This is a genomic window from Rhizobacter sp. (genome assembly GCF_031412075.1).
In the GTDB taxonomy this organism is placed as follows: domain Bacteria; phylum Pseudomonadota; class Gammaproteobacteria; order Burkholderiales; family Burkholderiaceae_C; genus Rhizobacter.
Genome location: NZ_JANOCG010000518.1, coordinates 1 through 21,915, shown reverse-complemented (window position 1 = coordinate 21,915; position 21,915 = coordinate 1). Strand labels below are relative to the sequence as shown.

At 67.4% G+C, this 21,915-nt stretch carries 27 protein-coding genes, 1 tRNA gene and 1 pseudogene; 16 read left to right on the top strand and 13 right to left on the bottom strand.

The window, feature by feature from the left end; translation table 11 throughout:
• From RMO40_RS19310 to waaF, 3 genes are all read left to right on the top strand, one after another.
• Window positions 1–477, top strand: a 477-nt coding sequence (locus RMO40_RS19310; protein ID WP_309724836.1) for an aminotransferase class IV, incomplete at its 5' end; no start/stop codon positions are given.
• Window positions 478–484: 7 nt separating this feature from the next.
• Window positions 485–688 carry a zinc-finger domain-containing protein gene (locus RMO40_RS19305; RefSeq protein ID WP_309724834.1) on the top strand — a complete coding sequence of 68 codons (204 nt, stop codon included), beginning with the start codon at window positions 485–487 and terminating at the stop codon, window positions 686–688.
• Window positions 689–695: 7 nt separating this feature from the next.
• A complete protein-coding gene (gene waaF, locus RMO40_RS19300; protein WP_309724832.1) occupies window positions 696–1,697 on the top strand; it encodes a lipopolysaccharide heptosyltransferase II in 1,002 nt (333 codons plus the stop codon).
• A gap of 23 nt (window positions 1,698–1,720) precedes the next feature.
• Here waaF and RMO40_RS19295 read toward each other — a convergent pair whose 3' ends face one another.
• The gene (locus RMO40_RS19295; protein ID WP_309724830.1) at window positions 1,721–2,425 is read right to left on the bottom strand and encodes an anti-sigma factor domain-containing protein; all 705 of its coding nucleotides are present in this window, start codon (window positions 2,423–2,425) and stop codon (window positions 1,721–1,723) included.
• Window positions 2,426–2,505: 80 nt separating this feature from the next.
• Window positions 2,506–3,135 carry a sigma-70 family RNA polymerase sigma factor gene (locus RMO40_RS19290; RefSeq protein WP_309724828.1) on the bottom strand — a complete coding sequence of 210 codons (630 nt, stop codon included), beginning with the start codon at window positions 3,133–3,135 and terminating at the stop codon, window positions 2,506–2,508.
• Between the two features lie 133 nt (window positions 3,136–3,268).
• On the opposite strand from RMO40_RS19290, the gene purU reads away from it, so the two are divergent.
• From purU to RMO40_RS19270, 4 genes are read left to right on the top strand one after another with little or no spacing between them, the layout of a single operon-like run.
• Entirely contained in the window at window positions 3,269–4,174 is a 906-nt protein-coding gene (gene purU, locus RMO40_RS19285; RefSeq protein ID WP_309724826.1) for a formyltetrahydrofolate deformylase, read from the top strand.
• A gap of 13 nt (window positions 4,175–4,187) precedes the next feature.
• On the top strand, window positions 4,188–4,637 hold the full coding sequence (locus RMO40_RS19280) for a nuclear transport factor 2 family protein (RefSeq protein WP_309724822.1): 450 nt from the start codon (window positions 4,188–4,190) through the stop codon (window positions 4,635–4,637).
• Between the two features lie 9 nt (window positions 4,638–4,646).
• A complete protein-coding gene (locus tag RMO40_RS19275) occupies window positions 4,647–5,729 on the top strand; it encodes an alpha/beta fold hydrolase (protein ID WP_309724820.1) in 1,083 nt (360 codons plus the stop codon).
• On the top strand, window positions 5,729–6,283 hold the full coding sequence (locus RMO40_RS19270; protein ID WP_309724818.1) for a DUF2946 family protein: 555 nt from the start codon (window positions 5,729–5,731) through the stop codon (window positions 6,281–6,283). The genes RMO40_RS19275 and RMO40_RS19270 overlap by 1 nt, the downstream gene beginning before the upstream one ends.
• Here RMO40_RS19270 and RMO40_RS19265 read toward each other — a convergent pair.
• Both RMO40_RS19265 and RMO40_RS19260 read right to left on the bottom strand, forming a co-directional pair.
• Window positions 6,271–6,807 (bottom strand): DUF3455 domain-containing protein, encoded by a 537-nt coding sequence (locus RMO40_RS19265; RefSeq protein ID WP_309724816.1) that lies wholly within the window; start codon window positions 6,805–6,807, stop codon window positions 6,271–6,273. The genes RMO40_RS19270 and RMO40_RS19265 overlap by 13 nt on opposite strands.
• Before the next feature lie 143 nt (window positions 6,808–6,950).
• Window positions 6,951–7,499 (bottom strand): c-type cytochrome, encoded by a 549-nt coding sequence (locus RMO40_RS19260; protein ID WP_309724814.1) that lies wholly within the window; start codon window positions 7,497–7,499, stop codon window positions 6,951–6,953.
• A gap of 108 nt (window positions 7,500–7,607) precedes the next feature.
• Between RMO40_RS19260 and RMO40_RS19255 the strand changes: the two genes are divergently transcribed.
• Window positions 7,608–7,683: transfer RNA gene (locus RMO40_RS19255), tRNA-Arg, on the top strand.
• Between the two features lie 5 nt (window positions 7,684–7,688).
• Here RMO40_RS19255 and RMO40_RS19250 read toward each other — a convergent pair.
• Window positions 7,689–8,741, bottom strand: a complete 1,053-nt coding sequence (locus tag RMO40_RS19250; protein ID WP_309724812.1) for a helix-turn-helix domain-containing protein — start codon at window positions 8,739–8,741, stop codon at window positions 7,689–7,691.
• Window positions 8,742–8,820: 79 nt separating this feature from the next.
• Between RMO40_RS19250 and RMO40_RS19245 the strand changes: the two genes are divergently transcribed.
• From RMO40_RS19245 to RMO40_RS19230, 4 genes are read left to right on the top strand one after another with little or no spacing between them, the layout of a single operon-like run.
• Entirely contained in the window at window positions 8,821–9,393 is a 573-nt protein-coding gene (locus RMO40_RS19245; protein ID WP_309724810.1) for a YceI family protein, read from the top strand.
• A 38-nt stretch (window positions 9,394–9,431) separates the two neighbouring features.
• Window positions 9,432–9,857: a VOC family protein gene (locus tag RMO40_RS19240; RefSeq protein WP_309724808.1), complete on the top strand. Its 426-nt coding sequence runs from the start codon at window positions 9,432–9,434 to the stop codon at window positions 9,855–9,857.
• An 11-nt stretch (window positions 9,858–9,868) separates the two neighbouring features.
• Complete coding sequence (locus RMO40_RS19235) at window positions 9,869–11,332, top strand: DHA2 family efflux MFS transporter permease subunit (protein ID WP_309724806.1); 1,464 nt, start codon at window positions 9,869–9,871, stop codon at window positions 11,330–11,332.
• Between the two features lie 35 nt (window positions 11,333–11,367).
• Window positions 11,368–11,895: an SRPBCC family protein gene (locus RMO40_RS19230; RefSeq protein WP_309724804.1), complete on the top strand. Its 528-nt coding sequence runs from the start codon at window positions 11,368–11,370 to the stop codon at window positions 11,893–11,895.
• A gap of 3 nt (window positions 11,896–11,898) precedes the next feature.
• On the opposite strand, the gene RMO40_RS19225 is transcribed toward RMO40_RS19230, so the two are convergent.
• Complete coding sequence (locus tag RMO40_RS19225; RefSeq protein ID WP_309724802.1) at window positions 11,899–13,995, bottom strand: EAL domain-containing protein; 2,097 nt, start codon at window positions 13,993–13,995, stop codon at window positions 11,899–11,901.
• Window positions 13,996–14,234: 239 nt separating this feature from the next.
• Here RMO40_RS19225 and RMO40_RS19220 point away from each other — a divergent pair, with 239 nt between their 5' ends.
• On the top strand, window positions 14,235–15,392 hold the full coding sequence (locus RMO40_RS19220) for an oxidoreductase (protein WP_309724800.1): 1,158 nt from the start codon (window positions 14,235–14,237) through the stop codon (window positions 15,390–15,392).
• A 38-nt stretch (window positions 15,393–15,430) separates the two neighbouring features.
• A complete protein-coding gene (locus RMO40_RS19215) occupies window positions 15,431–16,402 on the top strand; it encodes a tripartite tricarboxylate transporter substrate-binding protein (protein WP_309724798.1) in 972 nt (323 codons plus the stop codon).
• Here the strand turns inward: RMO40_RS19215 and RMO40_RS19210 are convergent.
• The 4 genes from RMO40_RS19210 to RMO40_RS19195 form a co-directional block, all read right to left on the bottom strand.
• Complete coding sequence (locus RMO40_RS19210) at window positions 16,353–16,628, bottom strand: diguanylate cyclase domain-containing protein (protein WP_309724837.1); 276 nt, start codon at window positions 16,626–16,628, stop codon at window positions 16,353–16,355. The genes RMO40_RS19215 and RMO40_RS19210 overlap by 50 nt on opposite strands.
• A 220-nt stretch (window positions 16,629–16,848) precedes the next feature.
• The gene (locus RMO40_RS19205) at window positions 16,849–16,980 is read right to left on the bottom strand and encodes a hypothetical protein (protein ID WP_309724796.1); all 132 of its coding nucleotides are present in this window, start codon (window positions 16,978–16,980) and stop codon (window positions 16,849–16,851) included.
• A 32-nt stretch (window positions 16,981–17,012) separates the two neighbouring features.
• Complete coding sequence (locus tag RMO40_RS19200) at window positions 17,013–17,330, bottom strand: tetratricopeptide repeat protein (protein WP_309724794.1); 318 nt, start codon at window positions 17,328–17,330, stop codon at window positions 17,013–17,015.
• A 41-nt stretch (window positions 17,331–17,371) separates the two neighbouring features.
• Window positions 17,372–17,599 (bottom strand): hypothetical protein, encoded by a 228-nt coding sequence (locus RMO40_RS19195; protein WP_309724792.1) that lies wholly within the window; start codon window positions 17,597–17,599, stop codon window positions 17,372–17,374.
• Between the two features lie 90 nt (window positions 17,600–17,689).
• Between RMO40_RS19195 and RMO40_RS19190 the strand changes: the two genes are divergently transcribed.
• Window positions 17,690–18,160 carry a GNAT family N-acetyltransferase gene (locus RMO40_RS19190; protein WP_309724790.1) on the top strand — a complete coding sequence of 157 codons (471 nt, stop codon included), beginning with the start codon at window positions 17,690–17,692 and terminating at the stop codon, window positions 18,158–18,160.
• Here the strand turns inward: RMO40_RS19190 and RMO40_RS19185 are convergent.
• The 3 genes from RMO40_RS19185 to RMO40_RS19175 all read right to left on the bottom strand — a co-directional run bounded on the left by RMO40_RS19185 (window position 18,157) and on the right by RMO40_RS19175 (window position 21,477).
• Window positions 18,157–19,161 carry a threonine/serine dehydratase gene (locus RMO40_RS19185; protein ID WP_309724788.1) on the bottom strand — a complete coding sequence of 335 codons (1,005 nt, stop codon included), beginning with the start codon at window positions 19,159–19,161 and terminating at the stop codon, window positions 18,157–18,159. The genes RMO40_RS19190 and RMO40_RS19185 overlap by 4 nt on opposite strands.
• Window positions 19,162–19,380: 219 nt before the next feature.
• Window positions 19,381–20,535 (bottom strand): GGDEF domain-containing protein, encoded by a 1,155-nt coding sequence (locus tag RMO40_RS19180; RefSeq protein ID WP_309724786.1) that lies wholly within the window; start codon window positions 20,533–20,535, stop codon window positions 19,381–19,383.
• A gap of 42 nt (window positions 20,536–20,577) precedes the next feature.
• On the bottom strand, window positions 20,578–21,477 hold the full coding sequence (locus RMO40_RS19175) for a LysR substrate-binding domain-containing protein (protein ID WP_309724784.1): 900 nt from the start codon (window positions 21,475–21,477) through the stop codon (window positions 20,578–20,580).
• Window positions 21,478–21,594: 117 nt separating this feature from the next.
• On the opposite strand from RMO40_RS19175, the pseudogene RMO40_RS19170 reads away from it, so the two are divergent.
• Window positions 21,595–21,915: pseudogene (locus tag RMO40_RS19170) on the top strand (amidohydrolase family protein); the annotation flags it as partial.

Here is a 21,915-nt window from a genome sequence, read left to right as displayed (position 1 = left end):
CACCACGTCAACATCACGATGACGCAGGCCAAGGCGGTGAGCAACTACACCAACTCCATCCTCGCCAACATGGAAGCCACCGAAGACGGCTACGACGAAGCGCTCTTGCTCGACGCCTCGGGCTTCGTCTCTGAAGGGGCTGGCGAGAACCTCTTCGTCATCAAGAACGGCGTGGTCTACACACCCGACCTGTCGGCCGGTGCGCTCAACGGCATCACGCGCAACACCGTGTTTTCGATCTGCAAGGACCTCGGCCTGGAGCTGAAGGAAAAGCGCATCACGCGCGACGAGGTCTACATCTGCGACGAGGCCTTCTTCACCGGCACCGCCGCCGAAGTGACGCCGATCCGCGAGCTCGACCGCATCGAGCTGGGTGCGGGCTCGCGCGGCCCGATCACCGAGAAGATCCAGAGCGCCTTCTTCGACATCGTGAATGGGCGCAACCCCCAATACGCCGAATGGCTCACCGCGGTCTGACAACACCATGAGCAAACCCCAAGCCGTGATCGAAGTGCTCGCCAAGGACCTGCAAGGCCCTGGCGTGATCGCCTGCCCCAACCCGAAGATGACGCTGTGGAGCGCTCACCCCAAGGTGTTCATCGACGTGGCGACCACGGGCGAAGGCAAGTGCCCGTATTGCGGTACGGAGTACCGGCTCAAGGCGGGCGAAAAAGTCCACGGCCATTGAGCGCGACATGACGGCCTTGGTCATCGCGCCGCAGTGGATTGGCGACGCGGTGATGTCGGAGCCACTGCTGCGCGCCTTGGCCGCACGCGGCGAACACCTCACGGTCGCCGCCCTGCCCTGGGTGGCGCCGGTGTACCGCGCCACGCCGCAAGTGAGCGAGGTGATCGAGCTGCCGTTTGCCCACGGCCGGCTCGACTGGTCGGCCCGGCGCAGCCTGGCAGCCAAGTTGAAAGGCCGTTTCGACACCGCCTACGTGCTGCCCAACTCGCTGAAGGCAGCGCTGATCCCGTTCTTCGCCGGCATTCCCAAACGCATCGGCTACCACGGCGAAGGGCGTTACCTGCTGCTGAACCAGCGCCTGCCCAACCCCGGCGGGCGCCCGCCGATGGTGGCGTTCTACCGCGCGCTGGCCGGCGTTGCGGCAGCCGAAGAACACCCACGACTGCAGTTCGACGCCACTCGCCTGCAACAGGCCACCGCGGCCGTGTCGCTGAGCCCGAAGAACTACTGGGCCTTCGCCCCCGGCGCCGAATATGGCCCCGCCAAATGCTGGCCCGCGAGCCACTATGCCGAGCTGGCACGCACGCTGCACCAGGCGCATGGCCTGCCGGTCGTGCTGCTCGGGTCGGGCAAGGAAGCGAACTTGTGCAACGAGATCGCACAGGCCGCGCCGGGCGCCTGCCTGGTGCTCGCCGGCAAGACCTCGCTCATCGACGCGATGGCGCTGATCGCTGCCGCACGCGGGGTGGTCAGCAACGACTCGGGCTTGATGCATGTGGCGGCCGCCTTCGGCACCCCTCAGGTGGCGGTGTTCGGTTCCACCAGCCCGGAGCACACCCCGCCGCTGAACGACAAGGCGCGTGTGCTTTGGTTGAAGGACGAGTTGCAGCTCGATTGCGCGCCGTGCTTCGACCGCGTGTGCCGCTTCGGCCACACGCGCTGCCTGACCGGCGTGCCCGCCTCACGCGTGAAGGCCGCCTTGGACAATGCGCTGGCGCATGGCCGTTGACCGTCAAGCGGTCACGACGCCACTCACAACACCAGCTTGCCCACGTAGAGGATGGGGCCGGTGGGTGCGCCGGTGGGTGAGCCTCCGGGCGGCTCCAGGCTGACGGCCAGCGCGGCGGTGTTGTCGAGCACCTTGCCCCGCTTGACCACCGTGGCGGCTCGTGCCGAGATCACGCCCAGCGAGCGCGGCGCGCCCTCTGGCGGCACCGCCCACAACTCCAGCGCACGGTCGGCCTGCAGTGCCACGTTGGTGATCGGCTTGGTGACCATGGCGCGGCCATCGGCGCTGATGCTGGCGACGAACGACGCCGGGATCACGCCCCCTTCGGGTGCCGTGCCGCCCGCTGCCGACAAGACCACCACGATCGGCGGCTGAGAGGGCTGCGGCAGGGCCAGCAGCACCGCGAGCGTCACTGCCGCGACCGTGGCCACGCCGGAGAAGGCACGCCACACCGCCAGCTGCCCCCACCATCCGGTGCGCGTGGCGGTCGCGGCCTTGGCCGGCGCAATGCGCGCTTCGATGCGTTGCCACACGCGACGAGGCGGCTGCACTGGCGCGAGGCTCGCGGTGAGCGGCATCAGGCGCGCTTCCCAGGCCTGCACCGCCGAGCGCAGCCCCGGGTGCGAGCGCATCAGCGAGACGAAGCGCCGTCGCGCAGCGCCGCGCAGCGTGCCCGCCACATAAGCGGCAGCCAGGTGGTCGGCGAGTTCGGGTCGGCTGTAGTCCATCGCTCAGTCCTCGCCGGGCCGCCCCGAGAGGACTGATCCCCTTGGGGGGCGACGCCGAAGGTGTCTTGGGGTCGTCATGTTCATTCAGCTTGCATGTCGCGAACGACCGCCGTTTCCAGACACGACTTGAGTGACAACAATGCGCGCCGCACCCACGACTTCACCGTGCCCAGCGGCTGGCGCATCTGCTCGGCCACCTCGGCGTGGCTCAGCCCGTCATAGAAGGCGAGCGCCACACTCTGGCGCTGCTGCGCCGTGAGCCCCTGCATGCAGCTCGTCAAGGCGCGGGCATCCGACGCCTGGCTCAGGAGAGCCAGCGGTCCGGGTGCGCTGTCGGCTACATCGTCGTACACGTCTCGTTCCTCGTCACTGTCGTTGATCAAATGGGCAGGCTGAGTCTGTGGTTCGGTCTGCTTGCGGCGCAGGCTGTCGATGGCGCGGTTGCGCGCAATGCTGGTGAGCCAGGTCAAGGGCTGGCTTTGTGCCGCATCAAAAGATTGGGCCGCCCGCCAGACATTGACGTAAACCTCTTGCAGCACGTCCTCGGCTTGTGCCCTGTCTCGATTGATACGCAGGACAACGGCAAACAGATGCGAGCTGGTGCGCTCGTAGACCGTGGCAAATGCCGCACGATCGCCCAGGCCGGCACGCGCCAGCAGGCGCGACAACTCGCGGCTTCGCTCACTCCAGTCTTGCGGGTCAGTGGCCATGGTGGTGCGGGGGGGTGACGGATATCACGCTGCGGCATTCTAGGGTCGCAAAAGCCCGCCGGACGAGGCGAGGATGTGTGGAGCAAGCCTGTGGCTATTTGCGTCATGGGTCGTCCGTACAATTCTTGGCACCATGGCGCCCACCTCATCACCCTCTCGCGAGTTCGTGCTCACCCTGTCGTGCCGCGACGCCAAGGGCATCGTCTTCGCCGTCGCCGGCCTGCTCTACCAGGCCGGCTGCAACATCGTCGACTCGCAGCAGTTCGGTGACCTGCCCGACGACACCGGCGTGCACAACACCGGCCTCTTCTTCATGCGGGTGCACTTCGAGGCGCCGCCCCACCTGGCCAGCGCCGACACGCTCGACAACCTGTTCACCAGCGTGCGCCAGCAGTTCGGCATGGAGGCTCAGTTCCACAGCCTGGCGCGCCGCCCCAGCCTCTTGCTGATGGTGAGCCAGCACGGCCACTGCCTCAACGACCTGCTCTACCGCTGGCACTCCGGCCAGCTGGCGGTGGACATCCCGGCCATCGTCTCCAACCACGCGACCTTTGCCGACCTGGCTGCGCGTTATGGCATTCCGTTTCACCACCTGCCCCTCGCGGCCGGCGCCAGTGCCGATGCCAAGCGCGCGCAAGAGCTGCAGATCGAGGCACTGATCACCGAGCACCAGGTCGACCTGGCGGTGCTGGCGCGCTACATGCAGATCCTGAGCCCCGCGTTCTGCGCGTTCTTGCGCGGGCGCGCGATCAACATCCACCACAGCTTCCTGCCCAGCTTCAAGGGCGCCAAGCCGTATTTCCAGGCGCATGACCGCGGCGTCAAACTGATCGGCGCCACCGCCCACTACGTGACAGCCGAGCTCGACGAAGGCCCGATCATCGAGCAGGACGTGGCGCGTGTGAACCACGCCATGAGCGCCGAAGACTTCACCGCCGCCGGCCGCGACGTCGAGTGCATGGTGCTGGCACGCGCCGTGCGCTGGCACGTGGAACACCGTGTGCTTCTGAATGGCCAGAAGACCGTGATCTTCCTCTGACCACCCCGCCACCATGCCCCGCAACAACCCCCCCGACATTGCGCTGATGACCTCGCCTGACGATGCCGAGGCGCAGTTCTACGAGGCGCTGCAGCGGGGCGACATCGACAAGCTGATGGCCGTGTGGTCCGACGACGACGAGATCTGCTGCGTGCACCCCCATGGGCCGCGCGTGATGGGGCCGGCGGCCATCCGTGCCACGTTCGATGCGATGTTCGCCAACGGCGTGATCGACGCGCGCCCGGAGAAAGTCCGCCGAGTGCTGAGCCATGGCAGTGCGGTGCACAGCGTGGTCGAGCGCATCCAGGTGATGACCGACGAAGGCCCGCAGGTGGCCTGGGTCATCGCCACCAACGTCTACCTCAAGACCTCGCTCGGCTGGCGCCTGGTGGCCCACCATGCCAGCCCCGGCTCCAGCCAGGAGCTGCCGGAGGTGGGCGAAACGCCTTCCGTCTTGCATTGAGGCCAGACGATGCAAAACTACCGCGCCCCCCGCTGGCTTGCGGGCCATGGCCCGGTGGGCGGCAACCTGCAGACCATCTGGCCGGCGCTGTTTGCGCGCAGCCACCAGGGGCCGGCCCCCGTCTACCGGCGCGAACGATGGACGACGCCCGACCAGGATTTCATCGACGTCGACTTCATGGCATCGACCACCCCCGGTGGCGGCGTACCGCCCCCACCCCCCGAGGGTGTCCGCCCCGCCTTGAAGCGGCTCGGCGGCGAGGCGGCCGCGACGCACGACGCCCTGGAACGCCCGCTGCTGGTGCTGTTCCACGGCCTCGAGGGCTCGTCGGCCAGCCACTACGCGCGCGCCTTCGCCAACTGGAGCCGTGAAAACGGATGGCGCTACGCCGTGCCGCACTTTCGCGGCTGCTCGGGCGAGCTGAACCTGGCGCCACGCGCCTACCACTCGGGCGACTTTGAGGAAATCGGCTGGGTGCTGGCGCGCATGCGCACGCTGCACCAGGGGCCCATCGTTGCGGTCGGGGTGTCGCTGGGCGGCAATGCGCTGCTGCGCTGGGCCGAAGAAGCCGGCGACACCGCGTCGCAAACGGTGCGCGCCGTGTGCGCCATCAGCTCGCCCATCGACCTGGCCGCCGGTGGCCACGCCATCGGGCGCGGCTTCAACCGTCAGGTCTACACCCGCATGTTCTTGCGCAGCATGGTGCCCAAGGCCTTGCGCAAGCTGGCCCAGCACCCGGGCCTGTTCGACGGTCGCAAGCTGCAGGCGGCGCGCGACCTCTACGACTTCGACAACATCTTCACCGCGCCGCTGCACGGTTTTCGGAACACCGAAGACTATTGGGCGCGTGGCTCGGCCAAGCCGCACCTGAAGCGCATCCGCATCCCCGCGCTGGTGCTGAATGCCCTGAATGACCCTTTTGTGCCCGCAGCCAGCCTCCCCCAACAACACGAGGTCGGGGCTTTCGTGACACTGTGGCAACCCGAGCACGGCGGCCATGTCGGTTTTGCCCGCGGGCGATGGCCGGGCCACGTGCTCACCCTGCCCGAGCAGGTGATGGGCTGGATGACGACACACACAGGAGAGACGTGATGGACGAGATCGTCAAAGCCGCCTTGAAAAAGTGGCCCAACGTGCCCGCCTGCTACGGCTGGCTGGCGCTCGACGCGCGGGGCGACTGGTACATGCGCGACGACCGGGTGCAGGCCGCCGGCCCCTTTCCCCAGGTGAAGGGCAGCCGCATCAACCACGACAAGCTGCGCGAGTTCATCGAGCGCAACTACGACCATGATGAACACGGCTGCTGGTACTTTCAAAACGGCCCGCAGCGCGTGTACGTCGAGCTGGAGTCCGCACCCTGGGTCTGGCGGCTCGAAGCCGTGCAGGGTCAGGCGCCCCGCGTGCGCAGCCACACCGGGCGCGACGCCCACTACCAGACGGCCCTGGTCGACGAAACCGGGCGGCTCTTCATCGCCACCGACCTCGGACTGGGGGTGGTGCACACGCTCGACATGGAAACCGCGGCCGACGCGATCGAACAAGGCCACTGGGCCGTGGCCGAGTCGTACAAGGCCGAGCTGCCGCAGCGTTATGGGCACTGCCTGAGCCCGCAGGCGCAGGCCGCCCAGCCGAATCACATGCCGTAGAACACGTAGTCGGCGGCGTAGGTCACCTGCTGGCGCTGGCCTTTGGTCATGGCGTCGCAAGGCATGCCGCTCGGTGCGACACCGCCCTTGGTGTTCAAACGCTGGATGTAGGCCACGCCCTGCATCTTGCCCATGCCCATGGCCGGGTCGGCCTTCACCAACTGCAGCGGGATGTTGCCGGCGCCGCCCGGGGCCACGGCCACTTGTTTGCCGGTGACCTTGGAGCCGTCCATGGCCTCCCAGGTCGGGCCGGCGTAGTACTTGCCGACGGCCTTCTGGTCAGCGCCATAGAGCGTGGCGACCGGGCCGGCAAAGGCCCACTCGAACTGTCCGGCCATGTCTTTCTTCTCGCGGCACTCGTAGGTCAGCTCACCACGGCCCACCGTCCACATCGTCTGGCGTGCACCGGCCGGGGCGCGCACCGCCTCGGGCAGGCTCATGTTGTCGACCATCATCGGGGCGGGGGCGGTAGCGCAAGCCGAGGCCAGAACGGCAAGGCTCGCGAGCAGCAGGGTATTTTTCATGTGCATCTCCAAAGGGCGGTTGTCTGAGGGGTGGGGCGAACTCAGTGTGAGCCGCTTCAGCCCTGTACGCCACCGATCGGCGTTTGGATGCAGGCATGAAAAAGCCGACCCTCAGGTCGGCGTTTTGGGGGCAGGTCAGGCGCTCAGTTGCTGGCCGACGCCGCTGCGGCGGGAGCCTTCGGCTCGGCGAACGACGCGCCGGCCTTGTTGGCCACGTGCACCACGGCGCGGGCGATCTCGAAGTCGCTGAAATCACCGCCGGCTTGCGCACCCATGGCACCCTTGCCCTTGAGGGCGCTGGTCAGCAGGGTGTTGTAGCCCTGGGCGATGCGCGGGGCCCAGGCGGCCGCGTCACCAAACTTCGGCGCACCGGCCAGGCCAGCACCGTGGCAGGCCACGCACTGCGCGGCATAAACCTGTTCGCCGCTTTTGAGCGAAGCCAGGTCGGAAGCATCTTTCACCTCGACCTTCGCCACCGGCTGGATGCGGCGTGCGGTGGCCTCGGGGCCCATGCCGTCACTGCCGGCCGCGGGCTGCGGCTGGGAGCCCACGTAGCTGACCAGCAGCACGATCACGGCGATGGGAATGACGAACGCAAAAAACACCGCGGCGATGAGCTGCTTGACGTTCTTGACCGGCCCTTCGTGGGCTTCGTCTTCGTGTTCGGAATGGCTGTGATGGGGGTCGCTCATGAAATCCTCGGCGGCTGAACCGTTGGGTGACGCAAAACCTCGGGATTATAAACAGGCGCTTCGCGAGCCCGCCTCGGCGAGAGGGGCGCTGATAGAATCACGCCCCACGCGTCTGTAGCTCAATGGATAGAGTACTGCCCTCCGAAGGCAGGGGTTGCTGGTTCGATCCCAGCCAGACGCACCACCGTTTCACCCTCCTTGCGCGCGCCTGAACTCGGTCGGGGTGAGCCCTGTTTCTGCCTTGAAGGCCCGGTTGAACGGCCCGAGTGACTGAAACCCCGCGTCCATCGCCAGCGTCAACACCGGCACCGGTGCCTGCGCCGGGTCGGCGAGTGCTGCTTTCACCTCGTTGATGCGGTAGCGGTTGAGAAACGCATTGAAGTTGCGATAGCCCAGCCCCTGGTTGATGACTCGGCGCAGCTTGTATTCGGGCAGGCCCAGGCGCTGTGCCAGCACGCCCACGCTGACACCCTCCTGTCGATAGACACGCTCATCCGTCATCAGCGACTCAAGCGACGCGACCAAGCCGGCGTCCAGCGGTTCTTCGAGCGGTGTGTCTGGCGCCACCGCCACGGCGTGTGACGGTTCAGCCCAGAGCAGTTGCACACCCGAGGGGCGCACCAGGTGCCAGGCCACCACCAGCGCAATGGCAGACAAGGCCAGCAGGTCGGCCAGGCGCGCCAGCTCACCCGCTTGGCCGCCATGCAGCAGGCGCGGGCTCATGTTCACCAGCGTGTAGAGCGCACCCGCACCGACGATGAAAACCCGCAGCCGTCGGCGCTTTTCCACCAGGTCGGCACGCCACGATGACAGCGATTGCACCACTGCCAGCAGCGCAAACCCGAGCGTCGCCAACGTGATGCCCAGGCCCACCGGCCACGCTGCGAAGCAACCCACGACCGCCGCCACGGCCATCGCCCCCCACGCCAGGGCATGGGCCGGGCGCCAGCGGAATTCATCGTCGAAGAGCGCGCGCGAGAACAACCAGAACACCACCGCGTTACCGGTCGACAACACGGCCAACGGCGCACGCAAGCCCGGCGGCCAGCTCTGGAACCCCGGCGCCGATTGCAGCGCATACGCCGCCACCCCAGCGGCCAGCGCTGCGGCCAGCCGCGCCGGCAGCGAGCGCAGATGCTCGCGCCACACCACAGCGGCGACAAAGAGCATCAGCGTGACGAGGCCGGCACGCAGCGCGAACTCCAGCGCTGGCAGGTCGAATGGCAGGAGTGGCAGGGTCATGACAGTTGCGCATCGTAGTGGCTGGGCTTAGTCTTTTCACTTGCTCGTCCATGAACCGCCATCCCACCTGCACAAGCCGATGAAAAAACTGTTGCCTCTGGCCCTGCTCAGCCTCGCCACCTCCATGGCATTCGCCGCCCCCGCCACCTACACCATCGACCCGACCCACACCTTCCCGAGCTTCGAGGCCGACCACATGGGCTTGTCGGTGTGGCGCGGAAAGTTCAACAAGAACGCCGGCACGGTGGTGCTCGACAAGGCGGCGGGCCAGGGCCGTGTCGACATCACCATCGACGTGAGCAGCATCGACTTCGGGCTCGACATCATGAACAGCAAGGCACGCGAGCCCGATCTGTTCGACACCGCCAAGTACCCCACCGCGCGCTACATCGGCCGGTTTGAAGGATTCACCAACGGCGCCCCGTCGCGCGTGGTGGGTGAGCTCACGCTGCATGGCGTGACCAAGCCGGTCACGCTCGCCATCAACAGCTTCAAGTGCATGCCGCACCCGCTCTACAAGCGCGACTGGTGCGGCGCAGATGCCATCACCACCATCAACCGCGCCGACTTTGGCATCGACGCTGGCCGCGACTATGGTTTCAAGATGGATGTGGTGTTGCGCATCCAGGTCGAGGCGGTGCTGGCGGAGTAAGGCAGTCACCCCTCTTTTTCACCGACAAGGAGATCACCATGGCTTTGCTCGAAACCTACCTCACCTTCAACGGCAACTGCGCCGAGGCCCTGCGCTTCTATGAACGCACCCTGGGCGGCAAGATCGAAATGATGATGACCTTTGCCGAGGCCCCTGACGCCGACCAGTACCCAGCCGAAGCGGCCAAGCAGATCATGCATGCGAGCCTGGTCATCGACGGGCACCGGCTGATGGCTTCCGACGCGATGCCCGGCCAGCCCTTCGAGGGCATGACCGGCTTCTCGCTCTCGCTCGGCTACAACACCGCGCCCGAAGCGAAGAAGGCCTTCGACGCCCTGTCCGCCGGCGGCCAGGTGACCATGCCGATGCAAGCCACCTTCTGGGCCGAAACCTTCGGCATGCTGGTCGACCGCTGCGGCACACCCTGGATGCTGAGCGGTGGCGCGAAAGACTTTCAGGGCTGAAGGCTCGATCGATGAATGACCGCACCCCGGGCTCGCCAGACGACCCCAAACGCTGGCTGGCCCTGATGGTGCTGTGCCTGGGCGTGCTGATGATCGTGCTCGACACGACCATCGTGAACGTCGCCCTGCCCTCCATCCGCGCCGACCTGGGTTTCAGCGAAACCTCGCTGGTGTGGGTGGTCAACGCCTACATGCTCACCTTCGGCGGCTTCTTGCTGCTGGGTGGCCGCCTCGGTGACCTGTTCGGCCACCGGCGTTTGTTCCTGCTGGGCATCACGCTCTTCACCGCCGCCTCGCTGGCTTGCGGGCTGGCGCAAACGCAGGCCATGCTGGTGGTGGCGCGTGCGGTGCAGGGGCTGGGCGGGGCGGTGGTCTCGGCGGTGTCGCTCTCGCTGATCATGAACCTCTTCACCGAGCCGGCCGACCGCGCCAAGGCCATGGGTGTCTACGGCTTCGTGTGCGCGGGCGGCGGCAGCATCGGCGTGCTGCTCGGGGGCTTGCTCACCAGCAGCTTCAACTGGCACTGGATCTTTCTGGTCAACCTGCCGATCGGCGTGGTGGTATACGCCTTGTGCGTGGCGCTGTTGCCCGGTGGGCGCGGCCACGCGCATGGCGAGAAGCTCGACGTGGCCGGCGCCATCACCGTCACCGCCTCGCTGATGCTGGCGGTGTATGCGGTGGTCAATGGCAACGAAGCGGGCTGGTTGTCGAACCAGACGCTGGGCCTGCTCGGTGCCGCCGTCGCGCTGTTGGCCATCTTCATCACCATCGAGGCGAGGGTGCAGCACCCTTTGATGCCGCTCGGCCTCTTTCGCCTGCGCAACGTGGCGGTGGCCAACGTCGTCGGGGTGTTGTGGGCCGCGGCGATGTTTGCGTGGTTCTTCATCTCGGCGCTCTACCTGCAGCTGGTGCTGGGCTACACGCCGATGCAGGTCGGGCTCGCGTTTCTGCCGGCCAACCTGATCATGGCGGCGCTGTCGGTCGGGCTCTCGGCGCGCATCGTGATGCGCTTCGGCATTCGCCGCCCACTCGCCGTGGGATTGATGATGGGGGCCGCAGGGCTGGCACTGTTTGCGCGTGCGCCGGTCAATGGCAGCTTCGTTGTGGACGTGCTGCCCGGCATGCTGCTGCTCGGCCTGGGTTCGGGCATTGCCTTCAACCCGCTGCTGCTGGCCGCCATGAGCGACGCCGCGCCGAGCGAGTCGGGCCTGGCTTCGGGCGTGGTCAACACCGCGTTCATGATGGGCGGCTCGCTGGGCCTGGCGGTGCTGGCCAGCCTGGCTGCAGCGCGCACCGAGACACAGCTCGCGTCCGGCGTGGCGGCCCAACTGGCGCTCAACGACGGTTACCGCCTGGCCTTCATGGCGGGGGCCGGTTTTGCCGCCGTGGCCGCGCTGATCGGCGCGACACTGCTGCGGGTGGGCCTGCACCCCAGCTCACCACGAGCCGATGGTTTGCATGGTTCGGCCGCCTGAACGACCCACACAACCGACAACAACGGAGGACGCCCATGTTCAAGAAGATCGCCCTGGTCATCGTGGCCTTGATCGCCATCGTGCTGATCTATGCCACCACCCGCCCCGACAGCTTCAGCGTGCAGCGCACGGCCACCATCAAGGCACCGCCCGAGAAGGTGTTTGCGTTGATCAACGACTTTCACCACTGGCCGGCCTGGTCGCCCTGGGAAAAACTCGACCCGGCGATGAAGCGCACGCACAGCGGCGCGACCTCCGGCAAGGGCGCGGTGTATGCGTGGGTGGGCAACAGCGATGTGGGCGAGGGCCGCATGGAAATCGTCGACTCGGTACCGTCGTCGAAGGTCGACATCAAGCTCGACTTCATCACGCCCTTCGAGTCGAAGAACACCACGCTTTTCACGCTGCAGCCGCAAGGCGACTCGACCCAGGTGACGTGGTTGATGCAAGGCCCCGCGCCTTACGTCACCCAGCTGATGACGGTGTTCGTGAGCATGGACAAGATGATCGGCAAGGACTTCGAGGCGGGGTTGGCCAACCTCAAGGCCAACGCTGAGAAGTGACCCTCAAGGACTCACCAGCAGTTTGTCGAAGGCCGCCATTTCCACGGGTCGGCTGAACAGATAACCCTGCGCCAGGTGACAGCCCACGCTGTGCAGGTACGCGGCCTGCTCCGGCGTCTCGACCCCTTCGGCCACCAGCACCATGTTGAGGCTGCGCCCCACCGAGACGATGGCTTTGACCAGCTCGGCGCTGCGCGAGTTGCCGGGCAGCTCGTTGACGAAGCTGCGGTCGATCTTGAGCGTTTGCACCGGCAGGCGGGTCAGGTAGCCCAGCGCCGAATAGCCGGTGCCGAAGTCGTCGATCGCAATCGTGATGCCCATGGCGGCCAAGGCCTCCAGGCTGTGGCGCACACCGTCGCTGCCATCGAGCAGCAGGCTTTCGGTGATCTCGAGCTCCAGCCACTGCGGCTGGCAACCGGTGGCACTGAGGGCGCCCTGCACCGTCTCGACCAGGGTCGTGCCTTCGCCGAACTGGCGCGCCGACAGGTTGACGGCCATCTTCAGCGGCTCGCTGCGCTGGCGGTTCCAGGCCACCACGGCAGCGCAGGCTTCGTGCAAGGCCCAGGTGCCCATGCGCACGATCAGGCCGGTCTCTTCGGCCAGAGGAATGAAACTCAGCGGTGACACCATGCCGCGTTGCGGCTGGCACCAGCGCATCAGCGCTTCAGCGCCCACCAGGCGCTGTGTGCCGAGTTCGAACTTGGGCTGGTAGTGCAGCAGCAGCTCACGCCGCTCGACACCGCGGCGCAGCTCGCTCTCCAGCGTCAAGCGGTGTGACGCCTGCGCGGTGAGCTGGGGCGAATAGAACTGCACATTGTTGCGACCGCGCGCCTTGGCGCTCGAGAGCGCAGCGTCGGCATGCTGCAGCAGCGATTCGGCGTCGGGGCCGTCGCTTGGATACAGCGCCGCACCGATGCTGGCGGTGAGGAACACGTCGGTGTCGTTGAGGTTGAACGGCGCCGACAGCGCCAGCAGCAGCTTGCTCGCCACGCGCGCCAGTGCGTCGGCCTGGCGCACGTCAGGCACCAGCACGGCGAAGGTGTCGCCGCCGAGGCGGGCCACGATGTCGGTCTCGCGCATCGACTGCGAGAGCCGCTCGCCCACGCGCTTGAGCAGCTCGTCGCCGGCGGCGTGGCCGAGCGAGTCGTTGACCTTCTGGAACTGGTCCAGCCCCAGCATCAGCATGCCGAACTCGGCCGGCGCATGGCCATGGGTCAGCGTCTGCTGCATGTGGTCGAGCAGGCCACTGCGGTTGGGCAAGGCCGTCACCGGGTCGAAGAAAGCGAGCGAGTGCACCTGGCGGCGGTAGGCGCGCAACTCGGTCACGTCCTGGATGGTGCCCAGCATCCGCAGTGGCACACCGTGGCGGTCGTACACCAGCTTGGCGCGGCCGTGCAGCTCGCGTCGCTCGCCAGCAGCGTCGACGTGGTAGTCGAAGCGCAAGGAGGTGGTGCGCTGGCGCACCGCCTGTTCGAACAGGTCGACGATGCCCGCGCGCTGGTCGGCGGGGATGAGTGCGGTGAGTTGGTCGAGATCGGCCGACGCCGCGGCGCTCAGGCTGACGATGCGCAGCGCCTCGGCCGAATAGCTCGCGCGTTGCGTGCGGAAGTCCCACTCCCAGGAGCCGAAGTTGGCCATCTGCTGGGCTTCGTCGAGCCGCGCCTCGGTCTCAGACAAGGCATTGGCCAGCTGGCTGCGTGCGCTCATGTCTTGCAGCGCCGCCACCACCTGGCGCACTGCGCCACCCGCGTGGTACTCGATCACCGCCACCGCGCGCACCTGGCGCAAGGCACCGCCATTCAACACACAAGGCAGCTCCAACTCGATGCGCCGCTGGCGTGTGGCCAGCGCATCGCGCCAGCGGGCCAGCAGCTCGGCGTGGCGGCTGCGCCGCACCAGCGCATGCAGACCCGGCACAGTCAGCTCGGCGTCGAGCGCCTGGCCCAGGATCGCCAAGGCTTCGGGTGATGCGTGCAGAGCCGCCGTGTCGTCCCAGCAGAGGTAGCCGATGGGGTCGAGCTCGCGCGCAGCTTCTTCGTACAAAGCATCGATGGCACGCGCGGGCAGCAGCGCGCCAAGGGCTTGTGGTTCAGAGTGCATGGTCAAGATTCATGGGTGGGAACGGCTGCGAGACTCGCAATGGTCGGGCCAAGGAACCCCCTCGCGCCAGTGGTTTGGCATGCCCGTTCGAAGGGAAACGGCGTCTGCGTGAGTTGGGTCACGGCTCGCTTTCGAGGTGTCACATGGATGACAGGGCAAGGCATGGAAGTCCTTGAGTGACACCGCCAAACAATGCGCAAAGAATCGTCAGTGCCCATTCACTCTCCACCGAGCCTGCCGTGACGACACCGCGATTGCTGCAACCCCTGACCTTGCGCGGCCTCACGCTGCCCAACCGCACCGTGATCGCGCCGATGTGCACCTACTCGGCCACCGACGGCATGGCAAGCGACTTCCACTTGGTGCACCTGGGCCGCTTTGCGCTCGGTGGCGCGGGCCTGGTGATCGTGGAGGCCACCGCCGTGCAGCCGCAGGGACGCATCAGCCACGGCGACCTCGGACTGTGGGACGACGGCCAGGTCGAGCCGCTGGCGCGCATCGCCGCGTTCCTGAAACAACATGGCGCGGCAGCCGGCATCCAGCTCGCGCACGCGGGGCGCAAGGCGAGCATGCAACGGCCCTGGCACGGCAACGGCCCGATGAACGAGAGCGATGCCACGCGCGGTGAACACGCCTGGAACGTGATCGCCCCCAGCGCCATCGCGGTGGAGCCCGGTTGGCTGATGCCGCGCGAGATGTCGCAGGCCGACATCGACGGGCTCAAGCGCGACTTCCGCCTCGCCGCCGAGCGCGCGCTGCGAGCCGGCTTCGAGGTGCTGGAGCTGCATTGCGCGCACGGCTACCTGATGCACTCCTTCCTGTCGCCCATCACCAACCAGCGCAACGATGCATATGGCGGCGACCGCGCGGGCCGCATGCGTTTGCCATTGGAGGTGGCCACGATCTTGCGCGAGGTGTGGCCGCAGGTGCTGCCGATGTTCGTGCGCATCTCGTCGGTCGACGCGGTGGAAAACGGCTGGTCGGTGGACGACAGCGTGGCCTTTGCAAAAGCGCTCAAGCAGATCGGCGTCGACGTGGTCGATTGTTCGTCGGGCGGCATCACCACCTCGCCCACCGCCTCGGCGGTGCCACGCGACTACGGTTTTCAGCTGCCCTACTCGCAGGCGGTGCGCGAGGGCGCGGGCATCGCCACCATGGCGGTGGGTCTGATCGTCGACGCACACCAGGCTGAGCAGGTGCTGCAAGACGGCCAGGCCGACCTGGTGGCCATTGCTCGCCAGGCACTCGAAGAACCCAACTGGCCGGTCAAGGCACTGACCGCGCTGCGCACCGGCGAGCCGGTGGCCGAGCGCTTTTCGCACTGGTTGAACCCGTATGGCTGGTGGCTGTCACGGCGCGCCAAGCTGATCGACAAGCTGGGGCCGTGGCAACGCTGAGTTTTTCTCTCACCTACCAACAAAGCAGGAGACACGACATGAAGACCTTGAGCAAGCACTTCGCGATCGCGGCACTGGCCCTCGCCGCAGCGGGCAGCGCCCACGCACAAGCCAGCTACCCCACCAAGCCGATCCACATCGTTGTCACCTTCACCACCGGCGGCGCACCCGACATCCTCGCCCGCCTGATCGGCGAGCGGCTGCAAGCGGCCTGGGGCCAGACGGTGGTGGTCGACAACAAGCCCGGGGCCGGCGGCAACACCGGCGCCGACTCGGTGGCCAAGGCCGCGCCCGATGGCTACACGGTGGTGGTGGGAACGGTGGGCACACACTCGATCAACGGCGCGCTTTACAAGAAGATGCCCTACGACATGGTGAAAGACTTCACCCCCATCACACTCCTGGCCACCACGCCCAACATGCTGGTGATTCACCCCGACGTGCCGGCCAAGACGCTGAAAGAGTTCATCGCCCTGGGCAAGAAGGACGGCAAGATGAGCTTCGCCTCATCGGGCGCGGGCACCTCGATCCATGTGTCGGGCGAGTTGTTCAAGACCATGACCGGCATCGACATGGAGCACATCCCGTACAAGGGCCGCGCCAGTGCCATCCCCGACCTGCTCGGTGGGCGTGTGACGATGATGTTCGACAACATGCCCTCCAGCCTGCCGCTGGTGAAAGACGGCAAGCTGCGCGCGCTCGGCATCACCTCGGCCAAACGCTCGGCGGCCGCACCCGAGATCCCGACCCTGGCCGAGCAAGGCCTGCCGGGCTTCGAAGCGGTGTCGTGGTTTGCACTCTTTGCGCCCGCCAACACGCCTGCGCCCATCGCCGACAAACTGCAGGCCGAGGTGAGCCGCATCCTCAAGTCCCCCGAAATCTCCAAGAAACTGTTGGAGATCGGCCTGGAGCCCGGCGGTGGCACGCCAGCCGAGCTGGCCGCGTATCAGAAGAGCGAGATCACCAAGTGGGCCAAGGTGGTGAAGGACTCAGGCGCCACGGCCGACTGACGACGCGCCCGCCGGCGCAAGCGGCGCGGCGCAGCAGGCTGCTGCGGCTGTCGCCCGGCACCATCAGCGTGACGCCCACGCTGATGGTTACGCCCCGGCCGGGCGTCCAGCGCGACACATCCAGCGCCGCCACCTGGGCACCGAACGCCTCGGCCGCGGCCACCGCTTCGTCGAGCAGCGCGCCGGGCAGCACGGCCACGAACTCTTCGCCGCCGAAGCGCGCCAGGCAAGCCGGTGAGTTTGTCGGTCATGGCCAGGCCACGCATCGCCACGCTGGTGCGGCGGTGCCGCGAGACCAGCCAGCCCAGCACCACCAGCAGCACGGCAGCGAGGCCGATCGCCACCGTCAGCAAGCGCCCGGCGAGGCGCTCTTGCGCCAGCGAGTGTTCGGTGGCTTTCTGGGCTTGGTGCAACAAGGCCATTTCGCGGTCGCGTGCGGCGGTGTCTTACTCCACCTTCAGCGTGGCAAACCGTTCGTCGAGCTGGCGTGTGAGCAGCTGCTCGGTGGCGACCTTGAAGCGGGTCTGCTGCTCGAACGCGTTGCGCCAGTCGTTCTGCTCGGCCAGCGCGGCGGCCAAGGCGCCGTGGGTGGCGGCCTGGTTGAGCAGGGTCAGCGCGCTCTGCGGGTTGCCACGCGCGTTTGCACGCTGGCCAGGCCACGCAGCGCGTAGGCCATGCCACGGGTGTAGTCGAGCTCGCGGCTGAGCTTGAGCACCTGGTCGAAAGCGAGCTGGGCGGCGTCCCAGTCGCGCAGGTTCTCCAGCGAGCGGCCGAGGTTGTATTGCGTCACCGCCTGCTCACGCCGCAAGCCCGCCGCAGCCTGCGCCTTCAGCGCCGACTCGTAGCAGTGGCGCGCTTGCGCATGGTCGCCCATGCGGTTGTAAAGAATGGCGATGGTGTTCTCGACCGTCAAGGTGTGCAGCGGCAACTGCAAGCGTTCGTAGAGGGCACGCGCGCGCTAGAGGTCGATCAGGCCGTTGGCAAACTCGCCGCGCACACCGCGCAAGTGGCCCCGCTTGCACAGCCGAAAAGGCCCGCTGCCAGCCCCTTGCGCTGCACTTTGGGCACCAGGGCGCGGCCGCGTTCGGGGTCGACCTTGACCTGCGCCTGGCTCTGCTCGACCAGCGCGCGTGCGTCGGCCAGTGGGTCGCCCGCGGCCTGTGCAAACACGCAGGCCAGCAAGAGCAAGGGCAGCACGGGCGAAAGAGTCGATGAACGCACACGCTTGGTTGGAAGGGGGCGCCCCGCATTGTCACCTTGGCCCGGCAGGGCCCAGAATGCACTTCCATGATCACCGAAAGCGACATCAGCCTGGCCGTGCCGGCCGACGCCGTGGCGATTGCCGCGCTGTCAAGGCGCGCCATCGAGCAAGGGCTGGAGTGGCGCTGGACGCCGCACCGGGTGATGAACAGCCTGGCCGATGCCGACACCAACGTGGTGGTGGCGCGGCGTGGCTCTGACCTGCTCGGCTTCGCGATCATGAGCTACGGCGACGAGCACGCCCATGTGCAGCTGCTCGCCACCCAGCCGCGCTGCCGCCGCCAAGGGGTGGGCAGCGCCCTGATCGTCTGGCTGGAGGTGACGGCGCGTGTCGCCGGCATCACCAGCCTGCGCCTGGAGGCCCGCTCCGACAACGCCGGCGCGGCCGCCTTCTACCGCCACCACGGCTTTGAGGTGATGGACCGGCGCAACGGCTATTACCAGGGCGTGGCCGATGCAGTGCGCATGACCAAGCTGCTCACCGCACCAACACCTTAAGCCGCCAGCAGCTCGCCGAAACGCGCGGCGTCGATGTTGGAGCCGCAGACCACCAGCGCCACCCGCTTGCCGTCCAGCCGCTCGCGCAGCGGGCCGAGCAGCGCGGCCGTGGCGGCCGCCGCCGCCGGCTCGGCCACCAGCTTCATGTCGGTGAACAGGTGCTGCATCGCGGCGACGAGCGCAGCGTCGTCGACGCGCACGATCTCATCGACAAAACGGCGGCACACGCCGTAGCTGTAGTCGAGCGCATACGGCGCGCCCAGGCTGTCGGCGATGGTGTCGACGCGCTCGAGCTGCACTGGGCGGCCGGCCTGGAAGCTGCGGTACATGGCATCAGCCCCGACCGGCTCCACACCGAACACCTGGCAGCGTGGGTTGATCTGTTTCACCGCGGCGGCGATGCCGCCACACAAACCACCGCCGCCCACCGGCACCACCACCGCGTCGAGCCCACGCACCTGGCGCATCAGCTCCAGGCCAATGGTGGCGGTGCCTTCGGCGGTGCGTGGCCCGTCGAAAGGGTGGACCATGCTGCGGCCTTCGTCGGCCACCAGCTTCTGGGCCACGGCAAAGGCCTGGTGGATGGTGTCGGTGAAGAGCAGCTCGGCCTGTTGCTCGCGGCAGGCGGCGATGCGTGCCGGGCTGGCGTGGCGCGGCATCGCGAGCTTGGCGTGGGCGCCCACCGCGCGCGCCGCAAACGCTACCGACACCGCATGGTTGCCGGCGCTGGCCGCAACCACGCCGCGCTGTCGGGCCGGCGCGTCGAGCGCTTGCAGGCAATTGAGCGCGCCGCGCAACTTGAAGCTGCCGGTGCGCTGAAACAGCTCCAGCTTCAGCCAGACCTCGGTGCGCGCGTCGAGCGCATGGGCGATGGCGCCGGTCTGCCAACGCCACACCGGCGTGGGCAGGATGTGGCCCGCCAGGCGCGCGGCCGTGTGTTCGATTTCATGCAGGCGGGGGTAAGCGGCCGACGCCACGGCGTCAGGGGCAGATAAGGACATGGGAACTCTCCGTTCGACTCGATTTGAGGGGGCGCGCAAGCGGCGCGCTGAAACGCGAAGAGGACCGCCAAGCACCGGCCGAAGCCGCAGCTCAACGATCCCGGCGAATTCGAATCGGGCGAAGGGCGCGCTCGCGCGCAGGGAAGAAGCTGGACGCAAAGCGCAGCACCCAAGCGCGCAAGGTCTGCGCAAGCGTGTGGGTGAAAGGGCTGTGGTGCATCACGGGGCCGATGATGGCACAGCCTGCAGCCTGGGGGCAACCGGTCGCATCCGGCTCGCGGTGCGTGCGGCCACCACGCTGCGATCGCGCCCGCCTTGTTTGGCGAGGTACATCGCCTGGTCGGCCCGCTCGATGCACGCGGCCAAGGCCTCGCCGGGCTCGAAGACCGCGATGCCGGCCGAAAAGCTGACACGCAGCGCCGGCTCGATGGCCTCGAAGTGCACTCCGGCCAGTGCGCGGTGCAGCCGCGCCACCACGGCGGCAGCCGCGTGCGCCTCGGTCTCGGGCAACATCACGATGAACTCCTCGCCGCCCCAGCGGCCGAGCATGTCGGTGTCACGCAGCGCCGCACTGGCACAGGCCGCGAAGGCGCGCAGCACCTCGTCGCCTTGCGCGTGGCCGTGCTGGTCGTTGACGCGCTTGAAGTGGTCGATGTCGATCAACGCCAGGCACAGCGTGCGGCCGCTGCGCTCGGCGCGGCTCACTTCAAGCTGCATCCGCTCCAGCGCATGGCGCCGGTTGTAGAGGCCGGTGAGTTCGTCGCGGATGGCGAGCTGGCGGTTTTTTTCCAGGGCCTGCTCCAACTCGATCCCGTGCTGGCGCAGCTTGTGGCGCAAACGGCTGAGCTGGCCGGCGAGCAAGGCGATCGACGGCAGCAGCACCGCCATCAACAAGAAGTGCATGACTTCTTCATCGGCGGGGTAACGTTGCGGCCACTGCGAGTGCGCCACCGCCATCGCGAGGCCGAGCAGCCCCACGGCGAACAGGCTCAAACCCACCAGCTGGCGCAGCGTGAGCGCAAACATGCCAAAGATCAGCGTGACCGCCAGCGCCAGCATGCTGGCACCCCGCACCGGCCCGCACATCAGGTAGGCGCCGACCGTGCTGAACACGCTGAACACGCCCTGGGGCAGGGTCAACGCCGGGTCGGACTTGAAATGCAGGTTCAGGCCGCTGCGCACGATGGCATAAAAGCCCAGCACGCCGCCCAGGCAGAGCACCGCCCAGAGCAAGGTCGGGCGGCCTTCCAGCACACCCAGCCAGACACCCACGCCGGCGATGGCGGCCAGCAACAGGTCGAGCAGAAAGGTCAGCAGGGACTGGGTCGCGCGCACACGCTGGCGTTTGTCCTGCCCCAGCAGGAGGTCGCCCATTCGCCGTGCGAGAGGAATGCCCATCCCTCGCATATCGGCCGTTCAGGCCCACAGCTTGAGCAGCAGTTCCTTCACCAGCTCGGTCGACTGGTCGATCAGTGGCCCGCGGTGGCGTTGTGACGAGGTGGCGATCCACAGCGTGGTGGTCATCTTCGGCTTGCGGATCGGGCGCACGAAGAACGCATCGGCATGGCCGCTGGCCTGGATGGCGTTGAGCGCGAGCACCGCATGGGCTTCGCCCTGTTGCACCAGGTCGAGGATGGCGGGCACGCTCTCCACCTCCATCGCCACGCGGGCCTTGCGCCCTTCGTTGGCCAGCGCCGTCTCCAGCAGCATGCGGATGGAGTGCGGCAGGCTCGGGATCACCAGCTCGTGCTCGGCCACTTCGGCCAGCGTGACGGCCGGGCCGATGAGCTTGTTGACCTTGCCGCGCGCCGACACCAGGTAGAGCTGCTCGTCGAGCACGGGCACCAAGTCGATGGCGGCCGAAGGCGCCACGTTGTAGACCACCGCGCAGTCGACACGGCCGATGGCCAGCCACTCCAGCACATAGGTCGACAAGCCTTCGACCACGCTCAGCGTGGCTTTGGGGAAGCGTGTGCGGAAGGCTCGCACCAGCGGGCTGGTGAGGGTGCGGCTCACGCTCGGCGGCAGCGCGATCACCAGCCGGCCGGTGGCGGCGCCGCGGTGGTCTTCCAGGTCGAGCCGCGCGCGCTCCACCTGCTGCAAGATGCCGCGGCCGTGGGCGAGCAGGCGCGTGCCGGCTTCGGTGAGGGTGACACCGCGGCCGTTGCGTTCGAAGAGGGACTGGCGCAACTCCACTTCGAGCGAGCGCACCTGGCGGCTCAGCGCCGGCTGGGCAATCGACAGGAAGCTCGCCGCCCGCGTGAAGCTGCCGAGTTCAGCGACGTGAACGAAGTATTCGAGTTGCTTCAGGTCCATGTGCCCATGATGCGCCACCATGCCACTTGGGCATAGCTGGTATGTGCGCTATCTCGTTGATGAATGGGGAGCGCTGCGCAAGAATGATTTGCAGATCGCCCCTGAAAGCACCCACGCATGAGCCTCGTCATCGACATCCACGGCCACTACACCACCGCCCCGAAGGCGCTGGAAGACTGGCGCAACCGCCAGATCGCGAACCTGAACGACAAGGCCAACCTGCCGCGCGCGAGCGAGCTCAAGATCAGCGACGACGAGCTGCGCGAAAGCATCGTGAGCAACCAGCTCAAGAAGATGCAGGAGCGTGGCAGCGACCTCACCGTGTTCTCGCCACGCGCGAGTTTCATGGCGCACCACCTCGGCGACTTCGAGGTGTCGTCGACCTGGGCTGCCATCTGCAACGAGCTCTGCTACCGCGTCGGGCAGCTCTTCCCCGAG